This is a genomic window from Mycobacterium sp. 852014-52450_SCH5900713, from assembly GCF_001667075.1.
In the GTDB taxonomy this organism is placed as follows: Bacteria; Actinomycetota; Actinomycetes; order Mycobacteriales; family Mycobacteriaceae; genus Mycobacterium.
In genome coordinates, this window is sequence record NZ_LZIL01000043.1 from 98,235 (window position 1) to 117,655 (window position 19,421).

Genomic DNA, 19,421 nt, shown 5'->3' on the forward strand with positions numbered 1-19,421 from the left:
ACGGTTCATCGGAGGGTCATCCTGGTGAGATGAACCACAGTCCTGCGCTAAGCGTTAACCAAGCGAGGGGGTATGCCGGGGGCAGCGGGCCAACGCGATCAGATTGTTTGCGCGGACCGGAATCGGGCTTGATCGTCGATGATCGTCACCGGGATGCCGTTGAGCGCGCCGTTGCCGGACGGCTCGTCGATAAACGTCGGCAGGGAGAGCACATTCGTGTTTGCGCCCGGCGAGCTGTTGGCCACCGCCATGCGGGTGCCCGGCTTGCCATGCCCCCAGCCGTGCGGCATCGACACCACGCCGGTTTTGATCGCGTCGGTGACCTCGGCCGGCACTTTGATTTCCCCGGCGTCCGATTTCACGGTGACGACATCGCCGTCCTCGATGCCGCAGCGGGCCGCGTCGTCGGGGTGAATCAGCAACGTGCACCGGTCCTTTCCCTTCATCAGCGCCGGCACGTTGTGCAGCCAGGTGTTGTTCGAGCGCAGGTGTCGGCGGCTCACCAGAACGAGCGGCTCGGCCGGTCGTTCCATCCGGGCGGCCAGCCTGGGCAGGTCGTCGAGCAGGTATTGCGGGGCGAGCCGGATCTTCTTGTCGGGGGTGCCGAGGATGTCCGGCAGCTGCGGGACCATCGGGCCGAAGTCGATGCCGTTCGGGTTGGCCTTCAATAGGTCCAGCGTCAGCCCGCCCGGGTTTTTCCCGTACTGATCCCCGAAGGGCCCGGTTCGCAGCGTGAGGTCAAGCATGCGCTCGGGACCGCCCTGATCGTAGAGCTTGCGGATCTGAGCGCCGTCGACGCGGCGGGTGAAGGCCAGGTAATCGAAGAAGCCGTCGTCGATCGCCGTGACGTCGACATCTTCGGCCGGCGTGCCCGTGCACAGGCCGGTCAGCCGGATCAGGATCTCCCATTCGTGCGGGCGGTCCCCCGGATCGAACACCGGCGCCGAGTAATTCGCGATGCTGTGGATCGCAAAGAGCAGGATCAGGTCATCGTGGTGGGGTTGTTCGAGCGGGGATAGGCCGGGCAGGATCACATCGGCGTGCCGCGTCGTCTCGTTGAGCCAAAGATCAACGGAGATCATCGCTTCCAGCATCGGCAGGACTTCGTCGAGCTTGTCGCCGCCGGGAGTGGACAACACCGGGTTGCCGGCGACCGTGATGAGGGCCTTGAGCTGTCCCTCGCCCGGGGTGGCGATCTCTTCGGCCATGCAGGACACCGGCGCCTGGCCGAGCACTTCCTTCGCCCCGCGCACGCGGGTGCGCCAGCGGCCGAATTCCGGGAGGCCACCTTCCAGGCCGGGCAGCGGTTGCGTGGTGATCGACCAGGCCGCCGGCTTGGGGAACATCGCTCCCCCGGGAACGTCGAAATGGCCGGTCAAGATGTTGATGACGTCGACCAGCCAGCTGGCGAGGCTGCCAAACTCCTGATTGCACAGACCGATTCGGCCGTACACCACCGACTTTTCGGTGCCGGCGAGCTCGCGGGCCAAGAGCCGGATGCGGTCCTCGTCGATGCCGGTAACGGCGCTGACCCGTTCCGGCGGCCACTCCGCGGCGACCCGGCGCATCGTGTCAACCCCGTCGACGTGTGGTCCGGGATCGATCAGGCCCTCGTCAAACAGCGTGTGCGCCACGGCCAGCAGCAGCGCGGCGTCCGTCCCGGGCACGATGGGAAGCCACTCGTCGGCGCGCGCCGCGGTCTGCGTGCGCACCGGGTCGATCACGATCACCTTGCCGCGCTGGCGGATCCGGTCGATCAGACCCATCACATCGGGCGCCGCCAGCAAGGACCCCTGCGACGCGGCGGGGTTGGCGCCCATGATCACCATCAGGTCGGTGCGTTCGATGTCGGGCACCGGGAAGTTCCACCAAAGGCCGTACATCAGGTGCGACGACAGGTTTTTGGGCCACTGGTCGACCGTCCCCGGTGAATACGTGATCGGCATGCCGGACATGCCCATCAGCACACCCGCGTACCGGGCCAGTGAAAACGAGTGCGCCAGCGGGTTACCGGTGTAGGCGGTGACCGCCCCGATTCCATACTTCTCGATCACCGGCGTCAGCAATTCGGTGCAGCGGCGGAAGGCCGCGTCCCAGCTGACCTCCTGCCACTGGCCGTCTACCTTGATCATGGGCCGGCGGATGCGGTCCGGGTCGTCGTGGAGCGCCGCAAGTGAGACGCCCTTGGGGCAGATGTGTCCGCGGCTCCACACGTCGTCGCGGTTTCCCCGGATGCTGGTGACCCTGCCGCCGTCGACCTGAATCTCCAAGCCGCACATGGCTTCACACAGGGGGCAGGTGCGCAGATGCCTGCCGTCTTGGCACGTCGTCACCCACTCACTGTATTCCGCTACTCACCGTCGCGGAAGTGGCAATCCGGGTCAGGACGCCCAGGGGCCGATGCCGCCGGCCTTTTCGATGCGAATCCGGGTCAGGAATCCGGGCGGCGCGCCGTCCGGCGGGAATTTCGTGTTCGGGTCCCCGAGGATCGGGTTGAGCTCCTCGAGAAGCTCGGGAGCGCCGCCCTCGACGATTCGCGCCGTGCCGGTGATGGAGAGGTACGGCCGCATCCCCGTGCTCGGCTCGTCGAGCGACACGACGGTGACGGCCACCCGCGGGTCGTTACGGACATTGCGAACCTTCTTGTGGGCGGCGAGGTGCGCGGTGACGAGTTCGTCTCCGTCGGGCGTCGACTGCAGAGCGACCCAGACCAGGCTGACCTGGGGGCTGCCGTCGGGGTTGAGGGTGACCAGGGTGGCATCGGCGCCCTTGCCGATCAGGTCGCGGGCGGCGTCGTTCAGCTTCATGCCTGATGTGACTGCCGGGGGCCGGGATTCATTCCCGTGTCCGGAATAAGCATGGACGGATGGCGGGTTGATGGTGGGCAGGGCGGCTTTTGAAACACATTTGAGTTCGACCAGTCGGCTGTACAAGCGCGACGCCCCGGCCCTAGCTTCGACGCAGTAGATCTTCGGGAAGGGAGCTGGCGCGTTGAGCGAACCACGGCACCCGTCGGGCATCGATTATCTGCGAGATGAAGTCCTCAGCCGACTGGACGCGCAACCGTTCGAGGACTGGTCCCCCGCCCTGCTGCGCGCCCTGATCGCCGTCTTCGATCTGAACGGCGTGACGCCGGCCGCCCCACGAGGCTTCCGGCCTCACATCGTGCGGTGACTTCGCAGAGCCGCTACCACAGGCTCACCAGTTGATCGACCGAATCCTTGGGTAGCTCCCCGTCCACCACCGCGGTGACCGTCGCGTTGTTCAGCGTGACGGAGCCTTTGTGGTTGTCCAGGAACGCCGTGTCGGCGGCATCACGACCGGTGGCGATCCGCACCATCGACTGCCGCGGCGACAGGCACGTCGCGTCGACCACACGCCAGACGCCGTCGACGAATGCCTCGGCCACCGCGTGGAAATCCATCGGCTGGCATCCCGGCGCGTAGACCGCCACCAGCCGGGCGGGGACGTTCAAAGCGCGCAGCAATGCGATCACCAGGTGGGCGTAGTCACGGCACACACCGGCGCCCGCCAGCAACGTGTCGGTGGCGCCGTCGATCGGATCACTGGAGCCGGGAACGTAATTCAGCCGCGTGCCCACCCACGACGAGACCCTCTCGAGCAGCCTCTCCGAGGTCGCATACTGCTGGAACTCCGTGGCGGCGAAGCCGAAGAATTTGTCGGCCTCCGCGTACCGGCTCGGGCGCAGATAAGTGATCAAGTCGATGTCGCGCACGGGCGGGGGCTCAGCTTGTCCGGCCACCGTTGCCGAGTACGAAAGCGTGACGATCCCGGCTTCCGCCTCGATGGAATGGATCCGGGTGCCGTGCTCACCGACGATCTCACGCGGCTCAATTGGCTTACCGTCCAAGGTGATCGCCAGCGATTCGCTGACGTCGACACCCGGCTGCTGGGCAACGGTGACCTGGAATTCCAGGGTCGTCGGCGCCGTCACCTCGACTTCGATGTCGGTGCCGACGACACGTTTGAGATCGCCTGTTGTAATGACTGCCCCCTGCTTGCTCGCCACCTGCCTACGCTAGTCATCCAACACAAAGACCCGGCGATACGCAGCGCGAGAGCGCTCCTGGCGAGGAGTCACGACGGTGGAGACTTGGGAACTGGTCGCCCGTGAACGAATCCGCGAGACGTTGGCGAGATACAACTGGTCCGGTGACGCGGGCCGCCTCGAGGGTCTCGCGGAGACGTTCTGCCCAGACGGTGTCCTCGAGATACGAGGCTTCGAGCCGCTGCGCGGTCGATCCGCGATCGTCACCTTCCTCGGCGGCATCACCGGGACCGTCGCCGCCGGCGCCCGCGTGAAGCCCGTCGTCCGGCACAACGTCACCAACGTGGTGTTCACCGCACTGGATGCCGATCAGGCGCAGGTCTCGTCTTACTTCACCGTGCTCACCGACATCGGCCTCGACCATTTCGGCCGTTATCGCGACACCCTGGTGCCCGACGGTGACGCCTGGCTGATCAAGCATCGCAAGGTGTCGACCGACTGGGCGGCGCGCGGGTCGACGATGGCAAGGCGGTCGCGCGGCGACTGAGTCCTGCGCCGAGATGAACGTCGGTGGCAATTTCGTTGAATCTCTCGCTCAAATGTTTGCCGCAGACCGTTCAACGGCTACAGATAGGGATCAGACCTTGAGATTGCAGTCAACCGTGATTGCGTTCCCCGGTGGGGCCCGGGGCTGACCGCAGGTCACGTGACCAGCGGTCATGGCCACACAATCGAGACGAGCGAAAATGCAACGACTGAGTGGATTAGACGCGTTCTTTCTGTACCTGGAATCCCCGACGCAGCCGTTGAATGTTTGCTGCGTGCTGGAGTTGGACCCCGCTGAGTTGCCCGAGGGCTACACCTTCGAGCAATTTCGCGGGGCGCTGTCGGCGCAAGTGGACGCGGTGCCGGAATTCCGCCTCAAGCTGGCCGACAACCAGCTGAACTTCGACCACCCGGTCTGGGTGGACGACGAACTTTTCGACCTCGCGCGGCATCTCCACCGGGTTGCCCTGCCGGCGCCCGGGGGATCCCGGGAATTAGCGGAGATCTGCGGGCACATCGCCGGGCTGGCGCTGGACCGCGATCGCCCGCTGTGGGAAATGTGGGTGATCGAGGGCCTGCACGGCCGCGCGCTGTCGGTCGTCCTCAAGGCCCACCACGCGGTGGTCGACGGGATCGGCGGGGCCAACCTGCTGGCCCAGTTGTGCAGCACCGCGCAGGACGCCCCAGCCCCGGAGCCCGCCGCCCGCTCCGGTGGGGCGAATCCCCTACAGATCGCCGCGTCCGGACTCATCGGCGCCGCGTTGCGGCCGTGGCGCCTGGCCAAGGTGGTGCCGGCAACCGCGCTGACGCTCGCGCAGACGCTGTTGCGCGCCCGCGGCGGCAGACCCACGATGGCCGCCCCGTTCGCTGCGCCGCCGACGGCGTTCAACGGCCCCTTCACCCGGCGCCGCAACGTCGCGTTCACGTCGCTTGACCTCGAGGACGTCAAGAAGGTCAAGAACAGGTTCGGAGTCACCATCAACGATGTGGTGACGGCGCTGTGCGCGGGCGCCCTGCGACAGTTCTTCTTGGACCGCAACGAACTTTCGGACAGCCCGATGGTGGCCAGCGTGCCGGTCTCGGTGCGGGGCAAATCCGACCGGCCGGGCCGCAACCAGACCACCTGGATGCTCTGCCGCCTCGAAACCCACATCGACGACCCGGCGGAACGACTGAGCGGCATCGCGCAGGGCAACGCCGCGGCCAAGGACCACGCCGCCGCAATGGGTTCCAGCCTGCTGCAGGACTGGACGCAGGTGACCGGTCAGACCATGTTCGGCGCCGCGATGAAGCTGCTGCCCCGTATCCCGCTGCCCGAGAAGCCGCCGCACAACCTGGTGCTGTCCAACGTGCCCGGGCCGCAGGAACAGCTGTACTTCATGGGCTGCCGGGTCGATGCGATTTATCCGCTCGGCCCGATCATCGCCGGTGCCGGACTCAACATCACCGTCATGTCGCTCAATGGCCGACTCGGCGTCGGCCTCATCTCCTGCCCCGACCTGGTTGCCGATCTCTGGGACCTCGCCGACGCGTTTCCCGCGGCGCTCAAAGAGCTGCTGAATTGCAGCGAATCGAGCCACCAGCGGAGCTGACCGCCACGGCATGGCAAGGTGGCACCCGTGACAGACACCGTTACGCAGCAGGACCTGAGCGAAATCAGCACTCCCAAGGGAGCTTTGCGCTACTACGACTGCGGCCCGGAATCAGCTCCGGTGTTGCTGTTCCTGCACGGCTCGGGACCGGGTGTCACCGGCTGGCGGAACTTCCGCGGCATACTGCCCGCGTTCGCCGAGCGGTTCCGTTGCCTGATCCTGGAGTTCCCCGGGTTCGGCGTCAGCGACGACTTCGGCGGTCACCCGATGGTGACCGCGTTCGGCACCGTGGCGCCCTTCCTGGACGCGCTCGGCGTCGAGCGGGTGCACGTCGTCGGAAACTCGATGGGCGGCGGCGTCGGCATCAACTTCGCCACCGGAAACCCGGACCGCGTCCACCGGTTGGTCACCATCGGCGGCATCGGGACCAACATTTTCAGCCCGAGCCCCAGCGAGGGCATCCGGCTGCTGCAGGAGTTCGTCGAGGACCCCACCCGGCAGCGGCTGGTCGACTGGCTCAAGTCGATGGTCTACGACCAGGCGCTGATCACCGAGGAACTGATCGAGGAACGCTGGGAGCTGGCCACCGACCCGGACACGCTGGCCGCCGCGCGCCGCATGTACGGGAAAGCGGCCTTCAGTGCCATGAACGCCGCGATGGCCGCCTCCGACCGCCCGCTGCCGTGGGCCGTCATGCACAAGTTGACCGCGCCCACCCTGCTGACCTGGGGACGCGACGATCGGGTGAGCCCGCCGGACATGGCGCTCATCCCGATGCGCACCATCCCCAACGCGGAGCTGCACATCTTCCCCAACTCCGGCCACTGGGCGATGATCGAAGCCCGCGAGGCGTTCGAGAGCACGGTGCTGGCGTTCCTGTCCCGCTAGCGGCGATCGCGAGCGCGGCGCAGCCGGGCGAAGCGGGTCGCCGCCATCGAGGCTAAACCGACCCGGCCAGGCCTCTGCTCAACAGGTCGTGCGCGTCGGGATTGCCGTCCAGGACACGGGTGGTACGGACCTCGATCCGCCACTGGCCGTCGATCCGTCGCAGTGTGAAGTGGTTTGCGGCGCAACGCCATACGCGATATCCATCGCCGTCGCGGACCAGGACCAAGGACCCGCACACCGCCACCGCCGATTCGCCGGTGACCGTGACGACGCAGGGCCCAAGGAAATGCCCGCATCCCTTCGCCACCAGGTTCTGATGGGCCGACGAGCTCACCATGGCGTGCACCTCCGCCCGGCCCTCCATGCGCCAGCCGTCGACGTCGTAGATTCCGTCGTGTGCCCACAACCGCGCGGCCGCATCGGGATCCCCCGCGTCGACCGCCGGGCCATAGGAGGCGATCAGCCGCGCGATATCGCGTTCGTCCTCGAGCCGGCGCAGCCGAGTCGCCAACTCGTCGATGTCGCTCATAATTGCTCCTCATCGTCGGGATCGCGGCAGCGGACCACTATCGATCCCAACACGTTAGGACGGACGGCATGCGCTTCAAGGGCCGACCGGTCTCGATCCCGCGTAACCACAACGGCCCATTTTGGTTTGCTCAATCCATAAATCGGCCAACCCGAACATTTTGATCGAGGCCTCCTAACAGGCGCGATCACTTTTTACATGTTGTTTACGCGCGGCAATCTCAAGTTGCTGGGTCCTTGACCTCGGGTTAGGTTGGTCGGGTTTGCAGTCGCGGCCAGCGTCGGTCGGCGGCCTCGTCGCGGAAAACCGCGAAGCCACCATTCGTCATGTGCGGGAAAGGGGTTGCGCGTGCGACAGCTTTCGCCGCTGCGGGTGATGTCGACAGGGCTCGGCGCCGCCGCGGGACTTGGCGAAGCGGTCGGCAGGCTGGCGACCGCCGGCCTCGACGTTGTCGCGCTGCCGGTCCGGGTGGGCGCGAGGGTGCTCTCGGGTGAGATCTCCCACTCCACGCTGACGCGGCGGTGCGGGCGCGGCGACGGTCGCGTGTGGATCGAGGTGCGCGGCCTCGACGGCACGGGCGGTGCGGCACGTGGCCGCGCTGCGGTTGATGCGCTGCGGGCGCAACCCGGCGTCACGCAGGTCAGGCTGAACCGTCCGCTGTCGAGGGTGGTTGTCGACATCGACGCCGGGGCGTCGCTCGACGCACTCTGCTCCGCGCTCGATTCCGCCGAAAATGCCGGCGGCGTAAGCCATTCCACGCGTGCCGAAAGCTTGCCCGGCGACGGGCTGTTGTTGGCCCATCGCAGCGCGATGGTGGCCGTCAACGCCGCCGGGTTCGCGGTCGCCGTTGCGGGCCGCGCGTTGCGGTTGCCGGCGGCCCCCATAGCCGTCGAGGCGGCGTCCGCGATCGCGAATTACCAACCGTGGCTGCGTCGTGTGCTCGAGGGCGGGATCGGCCCCGGCGCGACGGACACCGCGTTGTCGGTGTTCGGCACGGCCGCGCATGTGGTCACGCTGTCACCGGCGAAGCTCTCGGTCGACTTGGCGATGCAGGCGTTCAAGGCCGCCGAGTGCCGGGCCGCGGCGCGGGCATGGGCCCGTTATGAGCCGGAGTTGGCCCGGCATGCCGACGAGCCGGAAGTGCACCGCTCCCTGCGCCCGGTTCCCCCACCGGCCGGTCCGATCGACCGTCATGGGCAGCGCGTGGCGTGGGTGCAGATGATCGGCGTCGGTCTGACCGGGGCCCTCACGCGCAACGTCACGATGGCGTCGAACGCCGCGCTCGCGGCCTCGCCGAAGGCGATGCGCACCACCCATGAGGCGTTCGCGGCCACACTCGGGCGAGGTTTGGCGGACCACCACGCGGTGCTTCCGCTGCGGCCGGAAAGCCTGCGCAGGCTCGACAAGGTCGACGCTCTGCTGGTCGATCCGCGCGTGCTGTGTGACGCTTCGATGCGGGTGGTTCGCGTCCGCGGCGCCCGCGACGACGACTTACTGACCGCCTGGACCCGCGCGCAGGATCTGCTCGACGACGCCCCGGCCCCGGGCTGGCACGGGATTCCCGCATCTCCCAACGACGACGATGGCGGCGGCGCGGTCGAGGCGCTCATCGCCCCGGCCCCACACCCTCTCGCGTCGGCGTTGATCACCCGCGCGCGCGACTCCGGCGCGCGCCTGGTGTCCGTTGACACCGACTTGCTCGGTGACCTGCGTCCCGCGTTCGACGACGTCCACCCTGTCGGCGACGGCGACATCGACGGCGCGCTCGCCGATGCGGTGTCCGCACTGCAACGCGACGGCCACACCGTCGCGGTGCTGTCCTGTTCTGGTGCGCAAGCCCTTTCGGGCGCCGACGTGGCGCTGGGGATCAGGCCGGACGCGGATGCTGCTCCGCCCTGGACTGCCGACCTGATGCTCGACGACCTGGCCGGAGCGTGGCGGGTGCTGCACGCGCTACCGGCGGCCAGGAGGGCGAGCCAGCAGGGCATCGCGATCTCGGTGGGCGCATCGGCGCTGGGCGCGTTGTTCATGGTGCCCGGGGTGCGCCGGTTGCGCGGGCCCGGCCCGGTGACCGTCGGCGCGGTCGCGGGGCTGCTGTCGGGATACCTGTTGGCGCTCGGCACGATTCGCACGCCCGTACCCAGGCCGGCGCCGGCGTTCGAGTGGCACGCGATGTCGGCCGAGCGGGCCCGCGAAGTGCTGGCGGCGCTGCGCGACCCCGGAGAACCCTCGGCCGCAACGGATTCCGCACAAGACGGCGCGGGGTTGCCCGCCGCCGCGTGGGAGTTCGCCAGGGCCGCCGTCGCCGAGTTGACCGGCGACCCGTTGACGCCAATCCTCGGATTGTGTTCGGCGGCCACCGCGGTGCTGGGGTCACCGACCGACGCGGTGCTGGTCGGCACCGTGCTGACCGGGAACGCGCTGCTCTCGACGGCCCAACAGCTTCGCGCCGAGAACCGGCTGAACCGCCTGCTCGCTCAGCAGACCCCGCCGGCCCGCGTCCTCACCCAGGGGCCCGACGCCCCACGCGGCTACCGCGAAGTCGTCGTCGAACAGCTGCGGCCAGGCGACGTGATCGAGGTACGCAGCGACGAGGTGGTGCCCGCCGACGCACGGGTCATCGAGGCACACGACCTCGAGGTCGACGAATCGTCGCTGACCGGTGAATCCCTGTCAGTCCAGAAGCAGGTCGAGCCCACGCCCGGGGCCGAACTGGCCGAGCGCCGCTGCATGATCTACGCCGGAACCACCGTGGTGGCCGGCACCGCGGTCGCGCTGGTCACCGCCGTCGGGGCCGACACCCAGAGCCGCCGCGCGGCCGAACTGGCGTCCGGTGAACTGCCGACGGTCGGCCTGCACCATCAACTCAGCCACCTGATGAGCCGCGCGTTCCCGTTCAGCGCGGGCGGCGGCGTCCTGGTCGGCGCGCTCGGCCTGCTGCGCGCCGGCGGTCTGCGCCAAGCCCTCGGCAGCGCCATCGCGGTCGCCGTGGCGGCCGTCCCCGAGGGCATGCCACTGATGGCCACCCTCGCCCAATCCGCGTCGGCCCAGCGGCTGGGCGAATGCGGGGCGCTGGTGCGGGTCCCGCGCGCGGCCGAGGCGCTCGGTCGCGTCGAGGTGGTCTGCTTCGACAAGACCGGAACGCTGAGCGAGAACCGTCTTCGCGTCGCCGAGGTGCACCCGGTGGCGGGCCATTCCCACGATGACATCCTGCGGTGCGCCGCCCAGGCCGCGCCGGCGGACGATGGCAATCCCCACGTCCATGCCACCGACGAAGCCATCATCAAGGCGGCGGAGGCGGTGGCGGGGTCCGGTTCACGACCCGAGCCCGACGCGCACCTGCCGTTCCGGTCCGGCAGGGCGTTCTCGGCCTCGGTGACGGGCACGCAGTTGACCATCAAGGGCGCACCGGAAGTGGTCTTGGCGGCGTGCCGGCAAGCGGGCCCGGAGGCGGAGGACGCGGTGACGGCCCTGACGACGGCCGGGCTGCGAACGATTGCGGTGGCCCAACGCCGCCTGACCGCGGCGCAGGCGCGATCGTTGCGGAAGGACCCCGACAGCATCACCGGATTGTGCGAGACGGGATTGACGCTCACCGGATTCCTGGGCCTGTCGGACACGCCTCGCCCCCAGGCGCCACGGTTGCTGGCGGACCTGGCCAAGCGGGGCGTGGCAATCCGGCTGATCACCGGCGACCACCCCGTCACCGCCACGGCCATCGCCCGCGAACTGGGGGTCGCGGTGAGCGCCGACCAGGCGATCACGGGGTCCGAATGGAACGCGCTGTCGCGCCACGATCAGCAGCGCGCGGTCTCCGAGCGGGTGATCTTCGCCAGGATGTCACCGGAGAACAAGGTGCAGGTCGTCCAGACGCTCGAGCGCGCCGGGCGGGTGTGCGCCATGGTCGGCGACGGCGCCAACGACGCCGCGGCGATCCGGGCCGCAAGCGTCGGCGTCGGTGTGGTCGCCCGCGGCAGCGACTCCGCCCACACGACCGCCGACCTCGTCCTGACCGACGGGCGCATCGAGACGCTGGTGGCCGCCATCGACGAGGGACGCCGACTGTGGCGCGGCGTCCAGGCGGCCGTGGCCGGCCTGCTAGGCGGCAACGCCGGCGAGGTGATTTTCTCGGTCCTCGGGACGGCCCTCACCGGCACTTCGCCGCTGAACACCAGGCAGCTGCTGCTGATCAACATGCTCACCGACGCGTTGCCCGCGACCGCGGTCGCCGTCAGCACGCCCGCCGGGCCGGTGCAACGAGTCGGCCGCGGCATCGACGAACGCGCGCTTCGGCGAACCGTTGTCGCGCGGGGGACGCTCACCGCCACCGCCGCCACGACGGCCTGGGTGATGGCGTCGGTCACCGGCCTGCCCCAGCGCGCCTCCACCGTCGCGCTGATCTCGTTGGTCGCCGTCGAGCTTGGTCAGACCGTGGTCGACTCGCACGCGCCCCTGGTGCTCCTCACCGCAGCCGGCTCGTTCGCCGCATTCACCGCGATGATCAGCACCCCGGGGATCAGCCAACTGCTGGGCTGCACACCGGTCGGTCCGGTGGGCTGGGCGCAGGGGCTGGGCACCGCGGCGGCCGCCGTGCTCGCCGTCGCCGCCACGAATCGGTTGCGGCCGGGTCGCGGGGACGAGGAGTCACCACTGACCGATGACCCGGAACTCGCCGAGCCCGCCCAGTCCGCCCCACCAGCACCGCGGCACAACGCATCCCGGGCGCCGCATACCGCGGTCCTCGCGGCTCCCGCCAAGGCCGCCCGTGCACTGAAGTTGGTGGACCGACACCAGCATCGGATTTCGGCGGAGGCCGTCACCGATAGCCCGTGAGTCCATCAGTCGTGGGCACCGCGCGGCTTGATGAACACACCTTCCGCGCCGACCGTGAGCCCTTGGCTATCGGTGATCTGCCCCTTCGCGAAGGTCTTCACGCCCTCGACGCGCTCGACCCACGCTTCTGCCCGCACCAGACCCAACGGGGTCCCCCGCACATAGCGCAGCGTGAGCGTGCCGGTGTAGGCCGGTCGGCCGGGTTCGTGCGCGGTCGCGCCCAGGACGTGGTCGAGGACCAACGCGCACACTCCGCCATGGACATGTCCCGGAGGTCCTTCGTAGGCGGCGCCGAGGGTGATCTCGGTCCACACGGCGCCACCGGCGTCGCGGTGAATCACCAGCGGAGGTGCGATCGGGTTGCGTACGCCGATCACGACGTTGCCGGAAGCCACGGGTTGGCCGTCGAACGGATGGCGAACACCGAACGATCCCGGCATCAGGCTTTCGCTCAATTGCTCTATCGCGCAATCGATGTGCGTCTTCGCGGCCGCAACGGTACCGGTGTCGGCCTCGGTGCGGATGGTCGCGTCGATCAGCCGGCGAACGGACTGGGTGAGCGCTTCATACGCCGGTGCGCCGCTGTCATCGTTGCCCTTCATCCCTGCCAGCCCTTGCTGCGCGAAGCGTGCGGTTTTGGCGAGCACGGATGATCGCGCCACCCCCACGAGCATGGAGACCGCTCATCCGGTCCGCCGCTCATGTCGCCTTCTGCGAGAGGCCGGCGTCCACGACGAGCTGCGTGCCCGTGATGTAGCGGGCCTCCTCGGAGGCCAGGAACACCGCCACATTGGCGATGTCGACGGGCTCTACCCACGGCACCGGCAGCAGGTTGCGCGCCCGCAGCACTTCCGCGGCGTCCGCGGCGGTCGGGTTTTCGAGATCCGGGCGTAAGCGCCGAAACATCTTGTCGTTGAGCACCATCGGAGTCGCGACCGGCCCGGGATGAACAGTGTTGACCCGGATGCTCGACGGCCCGAGCTCGTTCGCCAGGGTGCGCGCCAAACCCACCACCGCGTGTTTGCTCGCCGTGTAATGCGCGGTATTGGGCGTCCCGCGAAGACCATTGGTCGAACTGATGATCACGATGGCGCCGCCTTCGCCCATGTGCGGTACACCGGCCTTGACCGTGTGCCATACGCCGGTCAGGTTGATGTCGAGCGTGCGCTGCCAGTCCCGGGGGTCGAGTTCCCATGTCCGGCCACCGGCAAGGTGAATTCCGGCATTCGCGACGACGATGTCGAGGCGTCCCAGTCCCGCGACGCCGTTGGCTACGGCGCCCGTTACAGCCTCCAAATGACTCACGTCGGCAACACCCGTCACGCAGCGTCGCCCGCGGTTTTCGACATCCCTTGCGGTGTCAAGCAACTCGTCGCTCGCCGCGGTGGCATCGAGCGCGATCACATCTGCGCCCTCGTCGGCGAAGCGTTGACAATGCACCCGTCCCGTGCCCCTGGCCGCGCCGGTGACCAGCACTACCTTGCCAAGCAGTCTCTTCATCGCGGCATCTTAACCAGATCGAAGCCCGGGTAACCGGCCTTAGCCACCTCGTCGCAGATGTCGTTATATGTTGCGAAGCCACCGACGAACAACATGAATCCCTTTGGCTTTCCGGGCACGTTGGCGCCCATGTACCAGGACTCCGCCTTGGTGAACAGCGTGGCCTCGGCGAGGCGGGCGCATTCGGCCCCCCAGCCGTCGACGGCATCGCGGGTCGCCTCGATCGCGGCCAACCCGTGGCCATCGAGGTAGACAATGGTTGCGGCGATCCAATTCACCTGCGCCTCGGCGTGCAGCACCATGTTCGCCAGCACGGCGGGCGCCCCGGGACCGGAGATCAGGAACAGGTTGGGAAATCCGTCGACGCTCAGCCCCAGGTAGGTGCGCGGCCCCTGTGCCCAGTCGTCCCGCAACCGACGACCGCCGCGTCCGATGATGTCGATCTTGGCCAGCGCACCGGTGAGAGCGTCGAAACCCGTTGCCAGCACGATCATGTCGACGTCGTAGTGCGCGTCGACGGTTCTGATCCCAGCGGTGTCCACGCATTCGATCGGTGTGTCGCGGACACTGATGAGTGACACGTTCGGCCGGTTGAAGGTGCTGAAGTAGTTGCTGTCGGTGCAGATCCGTTTCGTGCCGATCGGGTGATCGTTGGGGATAAGCAAGTCCGCCAGCGCGGGGTCGTCGATGACCGCGCGCACCTTCTCCTCGTAGAACTTTCGGGCCTCGTCGTTGGCGGTCAAGTCGGTCATCTGGTCGGGGAACGTCTTCGAGAACAGCACACCGCCCAGCTGCCAACGCTTGTCGAACGCCACCCGACGTTCCTCCGGCGTGAATTCCATCGTCGGCTTCGGCGCCGTGATGTGTGGTGACCCGCCGCTGCTGCGCCACGAGAGCCGCCGCCGTTCTGCGTAGTTCGCCTTGATGTCATCGAGTTCCCGTTCGCTCAACGGCTTGTTGCCGGCCGGGACACTGTAGTTGGGCGTGCGCTGGAAGACAAAGAGATGCTTGGCGTGTTCGGCGATGATCGGAATCGATTGAATGCCAGACGAACCGGTGCCGATAACGGCGACCCGCTTTCCGGTGAAATCGACGGGATGCTGTGGCCACGCGGCGGTGTGATAGATCTCGCCCGCGAACGAATCGAGGCCGTGGAAGTTCGGGGTCAACGCGGCTGACAGCGGACCGGTCGCCATCAGGCAGAACCGGGCGGACAGCACGTCATCGCCGTCGGTGGTGACCAGCCAGCGCAGCGTAGTTTCGTCGAGCGCCGCGGACACGACGCGGGCGCGGAATGTGATGTCGCGGCGCAGGTCGAGATTGTCGGCCACCCAGTTCAGGTAGGCGAGAATCTCCGCCTGGGTGGCGTACTTCTCGGTCCAGTTCCACTCTTGCTGCAGTTCATCGGAGAACGAATAGCAGTAATCGACGCTTTCGACGTCACAGCGCGCCCCCGGGTATCGGTTGTAGTACCAGGTGCCTCCCAGCTCTGGCGCCGCCTCCAGGACCCGCACGGACAATCCCTGACTGCGGAGCTTGTGCAGGGCGTAGAGGCCGGCGAACCCGGCGCCGACCACGACAACGTCGACCAGCTCCGCGCTATTCACAGGCGCCGACGGTATGTCCTGCCACCTCGACCGCCGGGGCCGGATCCCGGTGACCGGACACTGCGGTGACGTTGTCCCGGCCATCGGCCGCTCGTCGGCGCGCACGGCAACCTGGAGCCGGCTGGACGGCCCGGTTCCCATGTGCAGACCCGGCCGGTGAGCGGCGCATCGTCAGTTGAATTCTGAGCGCTTTTGCTTCCGCTCATCGGGAACGGCTTCGGCTGCGGCACGAACTGCGGTAGACCATTACTAAGCCTCCAGACGTAAGGACACCAACATGAGCGAACGGGTACTCGACCGGGTCGTGGCGATGGCGGATCAGTTGCGCGACCAGGCCCCCGAGGCCGAGCGGATCGGCCGACTCACCGACGACACGGTCAAGCTGATGAAGGGCGCCGGCCTGATCCGGCTACTGCAGACCAAGCAGTACCAAGGGTTCGAGGTCCACCCCCGCGAGTTCGCCGAGACGACGATGGCGACCGCGGCGCTGGACCCGGCGGCCGGCTGGATCGTCGGCGTTGTCGGTGTGCACCCCTATCAGTTGGCGTACGCCGACCCGAAGGTCGCGGCCGAAATCTGGGCCGACGACGTCGACACGTGGATGGCCTCGCCGTACGCACCGCAGGGGGTGGCCAAGCCCGTCGACGGTGGCTACATCTTCAACGGCCGCTGGCAGTTCAGCTCGGGCACCGACCACTGTGACTGGATCATCCTGGGCGCGATGCTGGGCGACGACAAGGGCATTCCCATCATGCCGCCGCAGATGCTGCACATGATCCTGCCGCGCAGGGACTACGAGATCGTCGAGGACTCGTGGAACGTGGTGGGGCTGCGCGGAACCGGCTCCAAGGACGTCATCGTCAAGGATGCGTTCGTCCCGTCCTACCGGACGATGGACGCGACGAAGGTGATGGACGGCACCGCCCAGCGCGAGGCCGGCATGACCGAACCGCTCTATCTGATGCCGTGGTCGACGATGTTCCCGCTGGGCATCTCGGCGGCCACGATCGGCATCGCCGAAGGGGCCCTGGCCGCGCACCTGGATTACCAGCGCGAGCGCGTCGGCGCCACCGGAACCGCGATCAAGGACGACCCCTACGTCATGTTCGCCATCGGCGAGGCGGCCGCGGACATCAACGCCGCCCGCCAGGAACTCCTGGCCAACGCCGACCGCATCTACGACATGGTCGCCGCGGGCAAGGAGGTGTCGTTCGCCGACCGCGCGGCCGGTCGGCGCACCCAGATCCGCGCGGTGTGGCGCGCGGTGGCCGCGGTCGACGAGATCTTCGCCCGCTCGGGCGGCAACGCGGCCCGGATGGACAAGCCGCTGCAACGGTATTGGCGCGACATGCACGTCGGCCAGCTGCACGCCATCCACATGCCGGGCACCACCTATCACGCGTCGGCGCTGAGTTCGTTGGGTATCGATCCGCCCGAGGGCCCCCTGCGGGCTTTGATCTAGGAGAGCACGTTGACCGATCTGAAAAGCCTGGGCTACATCACGATTTCAACGAACGACATCGACCGCTGGCGGCAATTCGCCTTCGGGGTACTGGGTTTCGCCGAGGGCTCCCCTAGTTTTAGAGGCCCCGACCCCGAGGCGCTGTACCTGCGGATGGACGAGCGCGCCGCCAGGCTCATCGTGGTGCCCGGTGAGACCGACCGGGTGCTGACGATCGGCTGGGAGGTGCGTGACCGCCCGGGGCTGCAACGGGTCAAGGCGACCCTGGACGCCGCCGGGACCCCGTTCAAGCAGCTGTCCACCGACGAGGCCGAGGCCCGCCGCGTGGAAGAGGTCATTACCTTCGAGGACCCCGCCGGCACCACCCTCGAGGTGTTCCATGGTGCGGTGCTCGACCACAGCCCCGTCGTCACCCCGTTCGGCGCGAAATTCGTCACCGGCGACCAGGGCATGGGCCACGTCGTGGTGCCGGCGATGGACCCGAACGGGCTGTTCGACTTCTACACCGAGGTGCTCGGTTTCCGCGCCCGCGGCGCGTTCCGTGTGCCGCTGCCGAAAGAGTTTGGGCCCGTGCGGGTTCGCTTCCTGGGCATCAACGAACGACACCACAGCCTGGCGATCGTGCCGGCCGCACATCAGCGCGACCCGCGCCTGGTGCACATCATGGTGGAGGTCGACAGCCTGGACGCCGTCGGGCAGGCGCTGGACCGGGTGAACGCCGAGGGCTTCCAGTTGTCCTCCACGCTGGGCCGACACACCAACGACAAGATGATCTCGTTCTACGTGCGTGCCCCCGGCGACTGGGACATCGAGTTCGGCACCGACGGCATGCGTGTCGACGAAAGATATTACACCGCAGAGGAAATCACCGCCGACAGCTACTGGGGTCATCAGTGGATCGGCGAAATGCCCGCGGCCATGCGGTTATGACGCCGGATACCGATGTCACGCCGGTCCCGGCCGCGTCGATCACGGCGTGGGATGACGAGGCCGACGTGGTCATCGCGGGCTACGGGGTGGCCGGTGCCGCCGCGGCGGTAGAGGCGGCGCGCGCCGGCGCCGACGTGCTGGTGTTGGAACGCACCGGGTCGTGGGGCGGGGCGGCGGCAATGGCCGGCGGGTTCATCTACCTCGGGGGCGGTACGCCCTTGCAAAAGGCCTGCGGTTTCGACGATTCCGTCGACAACATGGCCGCGTTCCTCAACGTGGCGATGGGGCCCGGCGCCGATGAGAACCGGATCGCCGACTATTGCGCCGGCAGCGTGGCCCACTACGACTGGCTGGTCGGCTGCGGCGTGCCGTTCAAGGCCGAGTTCTTCTCCGAGCCCGGCTGGGAACCGATGGGCGACCAGGGCCTGATGTACAGCGGCGGCGAAAACGCCTACCCGTTCAACACGATCGCCTCCCCCGCCCCGCGCGGACACGTCCCGCAGATGTCCAACAAGAAACAGGGCGAAGCCAGCGCGGGCTACATGCTGATGAAGCCACTCGTCGAAACCGCCACCGCCGCCGGCGCGCGTGCGATCTACGACGTGCGGGTGCAACGCCTCGTCGTCGAAGCCGACGGCCGGGTGGTCGGGATTCGCGGGCGCCGGTACGGCAGCGAAATTTCGGTCCGGGCGCGGCGCGGGGTGGTCCTGGCCATGGGCAGCTTCGCCTACAACGACGCGATGGTGGCACGCTATGCCCCGCGGATCGCCGGCCGCCCGGCCGCCTCGATCGAGCAGCACGACGGCCAGGCGATCCGGATGGCGCAGGCGCTGGGCGCCGATTTGGCGCACATGGACGCCACCGAGGTCGCCATCTTCATCGACCCCCAGCAACTGGTGCGCGGCATCCTGGTCAACAGCCGCGGCCAGCGCTACGTCGCCGAGGACACCTACCCGGGCCGCATCGGCCAGCTCACCCTCTACCAGCAGGACAACATCGCTTACCTGATCATCGACGACGACGCCCAACAAGAGGCGATGGCGTCGTGGTCCCCGAAATTCATGCTGCGCCCGGCGACCTGGGTGGCCGATAGCGTCGCCGACCTGGAACGCGACATGGGCCTGGCGCCGGGATCCCTGCAGGCGACCGTCGCCGCCTACAACGAGGCCGCCGCCCGCGGCGAGGACCCGCTGCTGCACAAGAAGCCGGAGTGGTTGAAGCCCATCGGTTCCCCGATCGGCGCCATCGACTTACGGGAGAACACCGGCGGTTTCACCCTGGGCGGCCTGGCCACCACGCTCGACGCCGAGGTGCTCCACGTCAGCGGAGAAACCATCCCCGGCCTCTTCGCCGCCGGCCGCTGCACCGCCGGCCTGGCCGCGTGGGGTTACGCCAGCGGTGTCTCGCTCGGTGACGGCAGCTTCTACGGCCGGCGCGCGGGCCGGTCCGCGACCAAGGGCTGAGCCCGGCCGCATCCTTCATCGCCGCAACCACAGAGCCGCCAAGCCCGGGTCCGTTATGCGTG

Annotated in this window: 15 protein-coding genes; 8 read left to right on the forward strand and 7 right to left on the reverse strand. The window is 68.1% G+C overall.

Going from position 1 to position 19,421, the window contains the following annotated elements; translation table 11 throughout:
• Positions 1-98 precede the first annotated feature (98 nt).
• Both A5773_RS12505 and A5773_RS12510 read right to left on the reverse strand, forming a co-directional pair.
• Positions 99-2,333 carry a molybdopterin-dependent oxidoreductase gene (locus tag A5773_RS12505; protein ID WP_082948209.1) on the reverse strand — a complete coding sequence of 745 codons (2,235 nt, stop codon included), beginning with the start codon at positions 2,331-2,333 and terminating at the stop codon, positions 99-101.
• A 48-nt stretch (positions 2,334-2,381) separates the two neighbouring features.
• Entirely contained in the window at positions 2,382-2,807 is a 426-nt protein-coding gene (locus A5773_RS12510) for a PPOX class F420-dependent oxidoreductase (protein ID WP_067791130.1), read from the reverse strand.
• Positions 2,808-2,991: 184 nt separating this feature from the next.
• Here A5773_RS12510 and A5773_RS12515 point away from each other — a divergent pair, with 184 nt between their 5' ends.
• A complete protein-coding gene (locus tag A5773_RS12515) occupies positions 2,992-3,174 on the forward strand; it encodes a hypothetical protein (RefSeq protein WP_066953717.1) in 183 nt (60 codons plus the stop codon).
• A gap of 13 nt (positions 3,175-3,187) precedes the next feature.
• Here the strand turns inward: A5773_RS12515 and A5773_RS12520 are convergent, their stop codons facing one another.
• Positions 3,188-4,030: a transglutaminase family protein gene (locus A5773_RS12520; RefSeq protein ID WP_066953716.1), complete on the reverse strand. Its 843-nt coding sequence runs from the start codon at positions 4,028-4,030 to the stop codon at positions 3,188-3,190.
• A 76-nt stretch (positions 4,031-4,106) separates the two neighbouring features.
• Here A5773_RS12520 and A5773_RS12525 point away from each other — a divergent pair, with 76 nt between their 5' ends.
• The 3 genes from A5773_RS12525 (at position 4,107) to A5773_RS12535 (ending at position 7,035) form a co-directional block, all read left to right on the forward strand.
• Positions 4,107-4,556 (forward strand): nuclear transport factor 2 family protein, encoded by a 450-nt coding sequence (locus tag A5773_RS12525; RefSeq protein ID WP_066953713.1) that lies wholly within the window; start codon positions 4,107-4,109, stop codon positions 4,554-4,556.
• Between the two features lie 199 nt (positions 4,557-4,755).
• Complete coding sequence (locus A5773_RS12530; RefSeq protein ID WP_067791131.1) at positions 4,756-6,147, forward strand: wax ester/triacylglycerol synthase family O-acyltransferase; 1,392 nt, start codon at positions 4,756-4,758, stop codon at positions 6,145-6,147.
• Between the two features lie 27 nt (positions 6,148-6,174).
• The gene (locus tag A5773_RS12535; protein ID WP_197507876.1) at positions 6,175-7,035 is read left to right on the forward strand and encodes an alpha/beta fold hydrolase; all 861 of its coding nucleotides are present in this window, start codon (positions 6,175-6,177) and stop codon (positions 7,033-7,035) included.
• A 52-nt stretch (positions 7,036-7,087) separates the two neighbouring features.
• On the opposite strand, the gene A5773_RS12540 is transcribed toward A5773_RS12535, so the two are convergent.
• Complete coding sequence (locus tag A5773_RS12540; RefSeq protein WP_067791132.1) at positions 7,088-7,564, reverse strand: nuclear transport factor 2 family protein; 477 nt, start codon at positions 7,562-7,564, stop codon at positions 7,088-7,090.
• Between the two features lie 375 nt (positions 7,565-7,939).
• On the opposite strand from A5773_RS12540, the gene A5773_RS12545 reads away from it, so the two are divergent.
• Entirely contained in the window at positions 7,940-12,397 is a 4,458-nt protein-coding gene (locus tag A5773_RS12545; protein ID WP_232001844.1) for a cation-translocating P-type ATPase, read from the forward strand.
• 5 nt (positions 12,398-12,402) lie between these two features.
• Here A5773_RS12545 and A5773_RS12550 read toward each other — a convergent pair whose 3' ends face one another.
• The 3 genes from A5773_RS12550 to A5773_RS12560 all read right to left on the reverse strand — a co-directional run bounded on the left by A5773_RS12550 (position 12,403) and on the right by A5773_RS12560 (position 15,588).
• Positions 12,403-12,999 carry a PaaI family thioesterase gene (locus A5773_RS12550; protein ID WP_066953947.1) on the reverse strand — a complete coding sequence of 199 codons (597 nt, stop codon included), beginning with the start codon at positions 12,997-12,999 and terminating at the stop codon, positions 12,403-12,405.
• A gap of 97 nt (positions 13,000-13,096) precedes the next feature.
• Positions 13,097-13,897, reverse strand: coding sequence for a mycofactocin-coupled SDR family oxidoreductase (locus tag A5773_RS12555; RefSeq protein WP_066953702.1), 801 nt, complete (start codon positions 13,895-13,897; stop codon positions 13,097-13,099).
• On the reverse strand, positions 13,894-15,588 hold the full coding sequence (locus tag A5773_RS12560; protein ID WP_369817358.1) for a flavin-containing monooxygenase: 1,695 nt from the start codon (positions 15,586-15,588) through the stop codon (positions 13,894-13,896). Before A5773_RS12560 ends, A5773_RS12555 begins: the two co-directional genes overlap by 4 nt.
• 193 nt (positions 15,589-15,781) lie before the next feature.
• On the opposite strand from A5773_RS12560, the gene A5773_RS12565 reads away from it, so the two are divergent.
• From A5773_RS12565 to A5773_RS12575, 3 genes are read left to right on the forward strand one after another with little or no spacing between them, the layout of a single operon-like run.
• Positions 15,782-16,966, forward strand: a complete 1,185-nt coding sequence (locus tag A5773_RS12565; RefSeq protein ID WP_066953695.1) for an acyl-CoA dehydrogenase family protein — start codon at positions 15,782-15,784, stop codon at positions 16,964-16,966.
• 9 nt (positions 16,967-16,975) lie between these two features.
• Positions 16,976-17,896 (forward strand): biphenyl-2,3-diol 1,2-dioxygenase, encoded by a 921-nt coding sequence (gene bphC, locus A5773_RS12570; RefSeq protein ID WP_066953692.1) that lies wholly within the window; start codon positions 16,976-16,978, stop codon positions 17,894-17,896.
• Positions 17,893-19,359 (forward strand): FAD-dependent oxidoreductase, encoded by a 1,467-nt coding sequence (locus tag A5773_RS12575; protein ID WP_067261858.1) that lies wholly within the window; start codon positions 17,893-17,895, stop codon positions 19,357-19,359. Before bphC ends, A5773_RS12575 begins: the two co-directional genes overlap by 4 nt.
• The last annotated feature ends 62 nt before the right edge of the window (positions 19,360-19,421 follow it).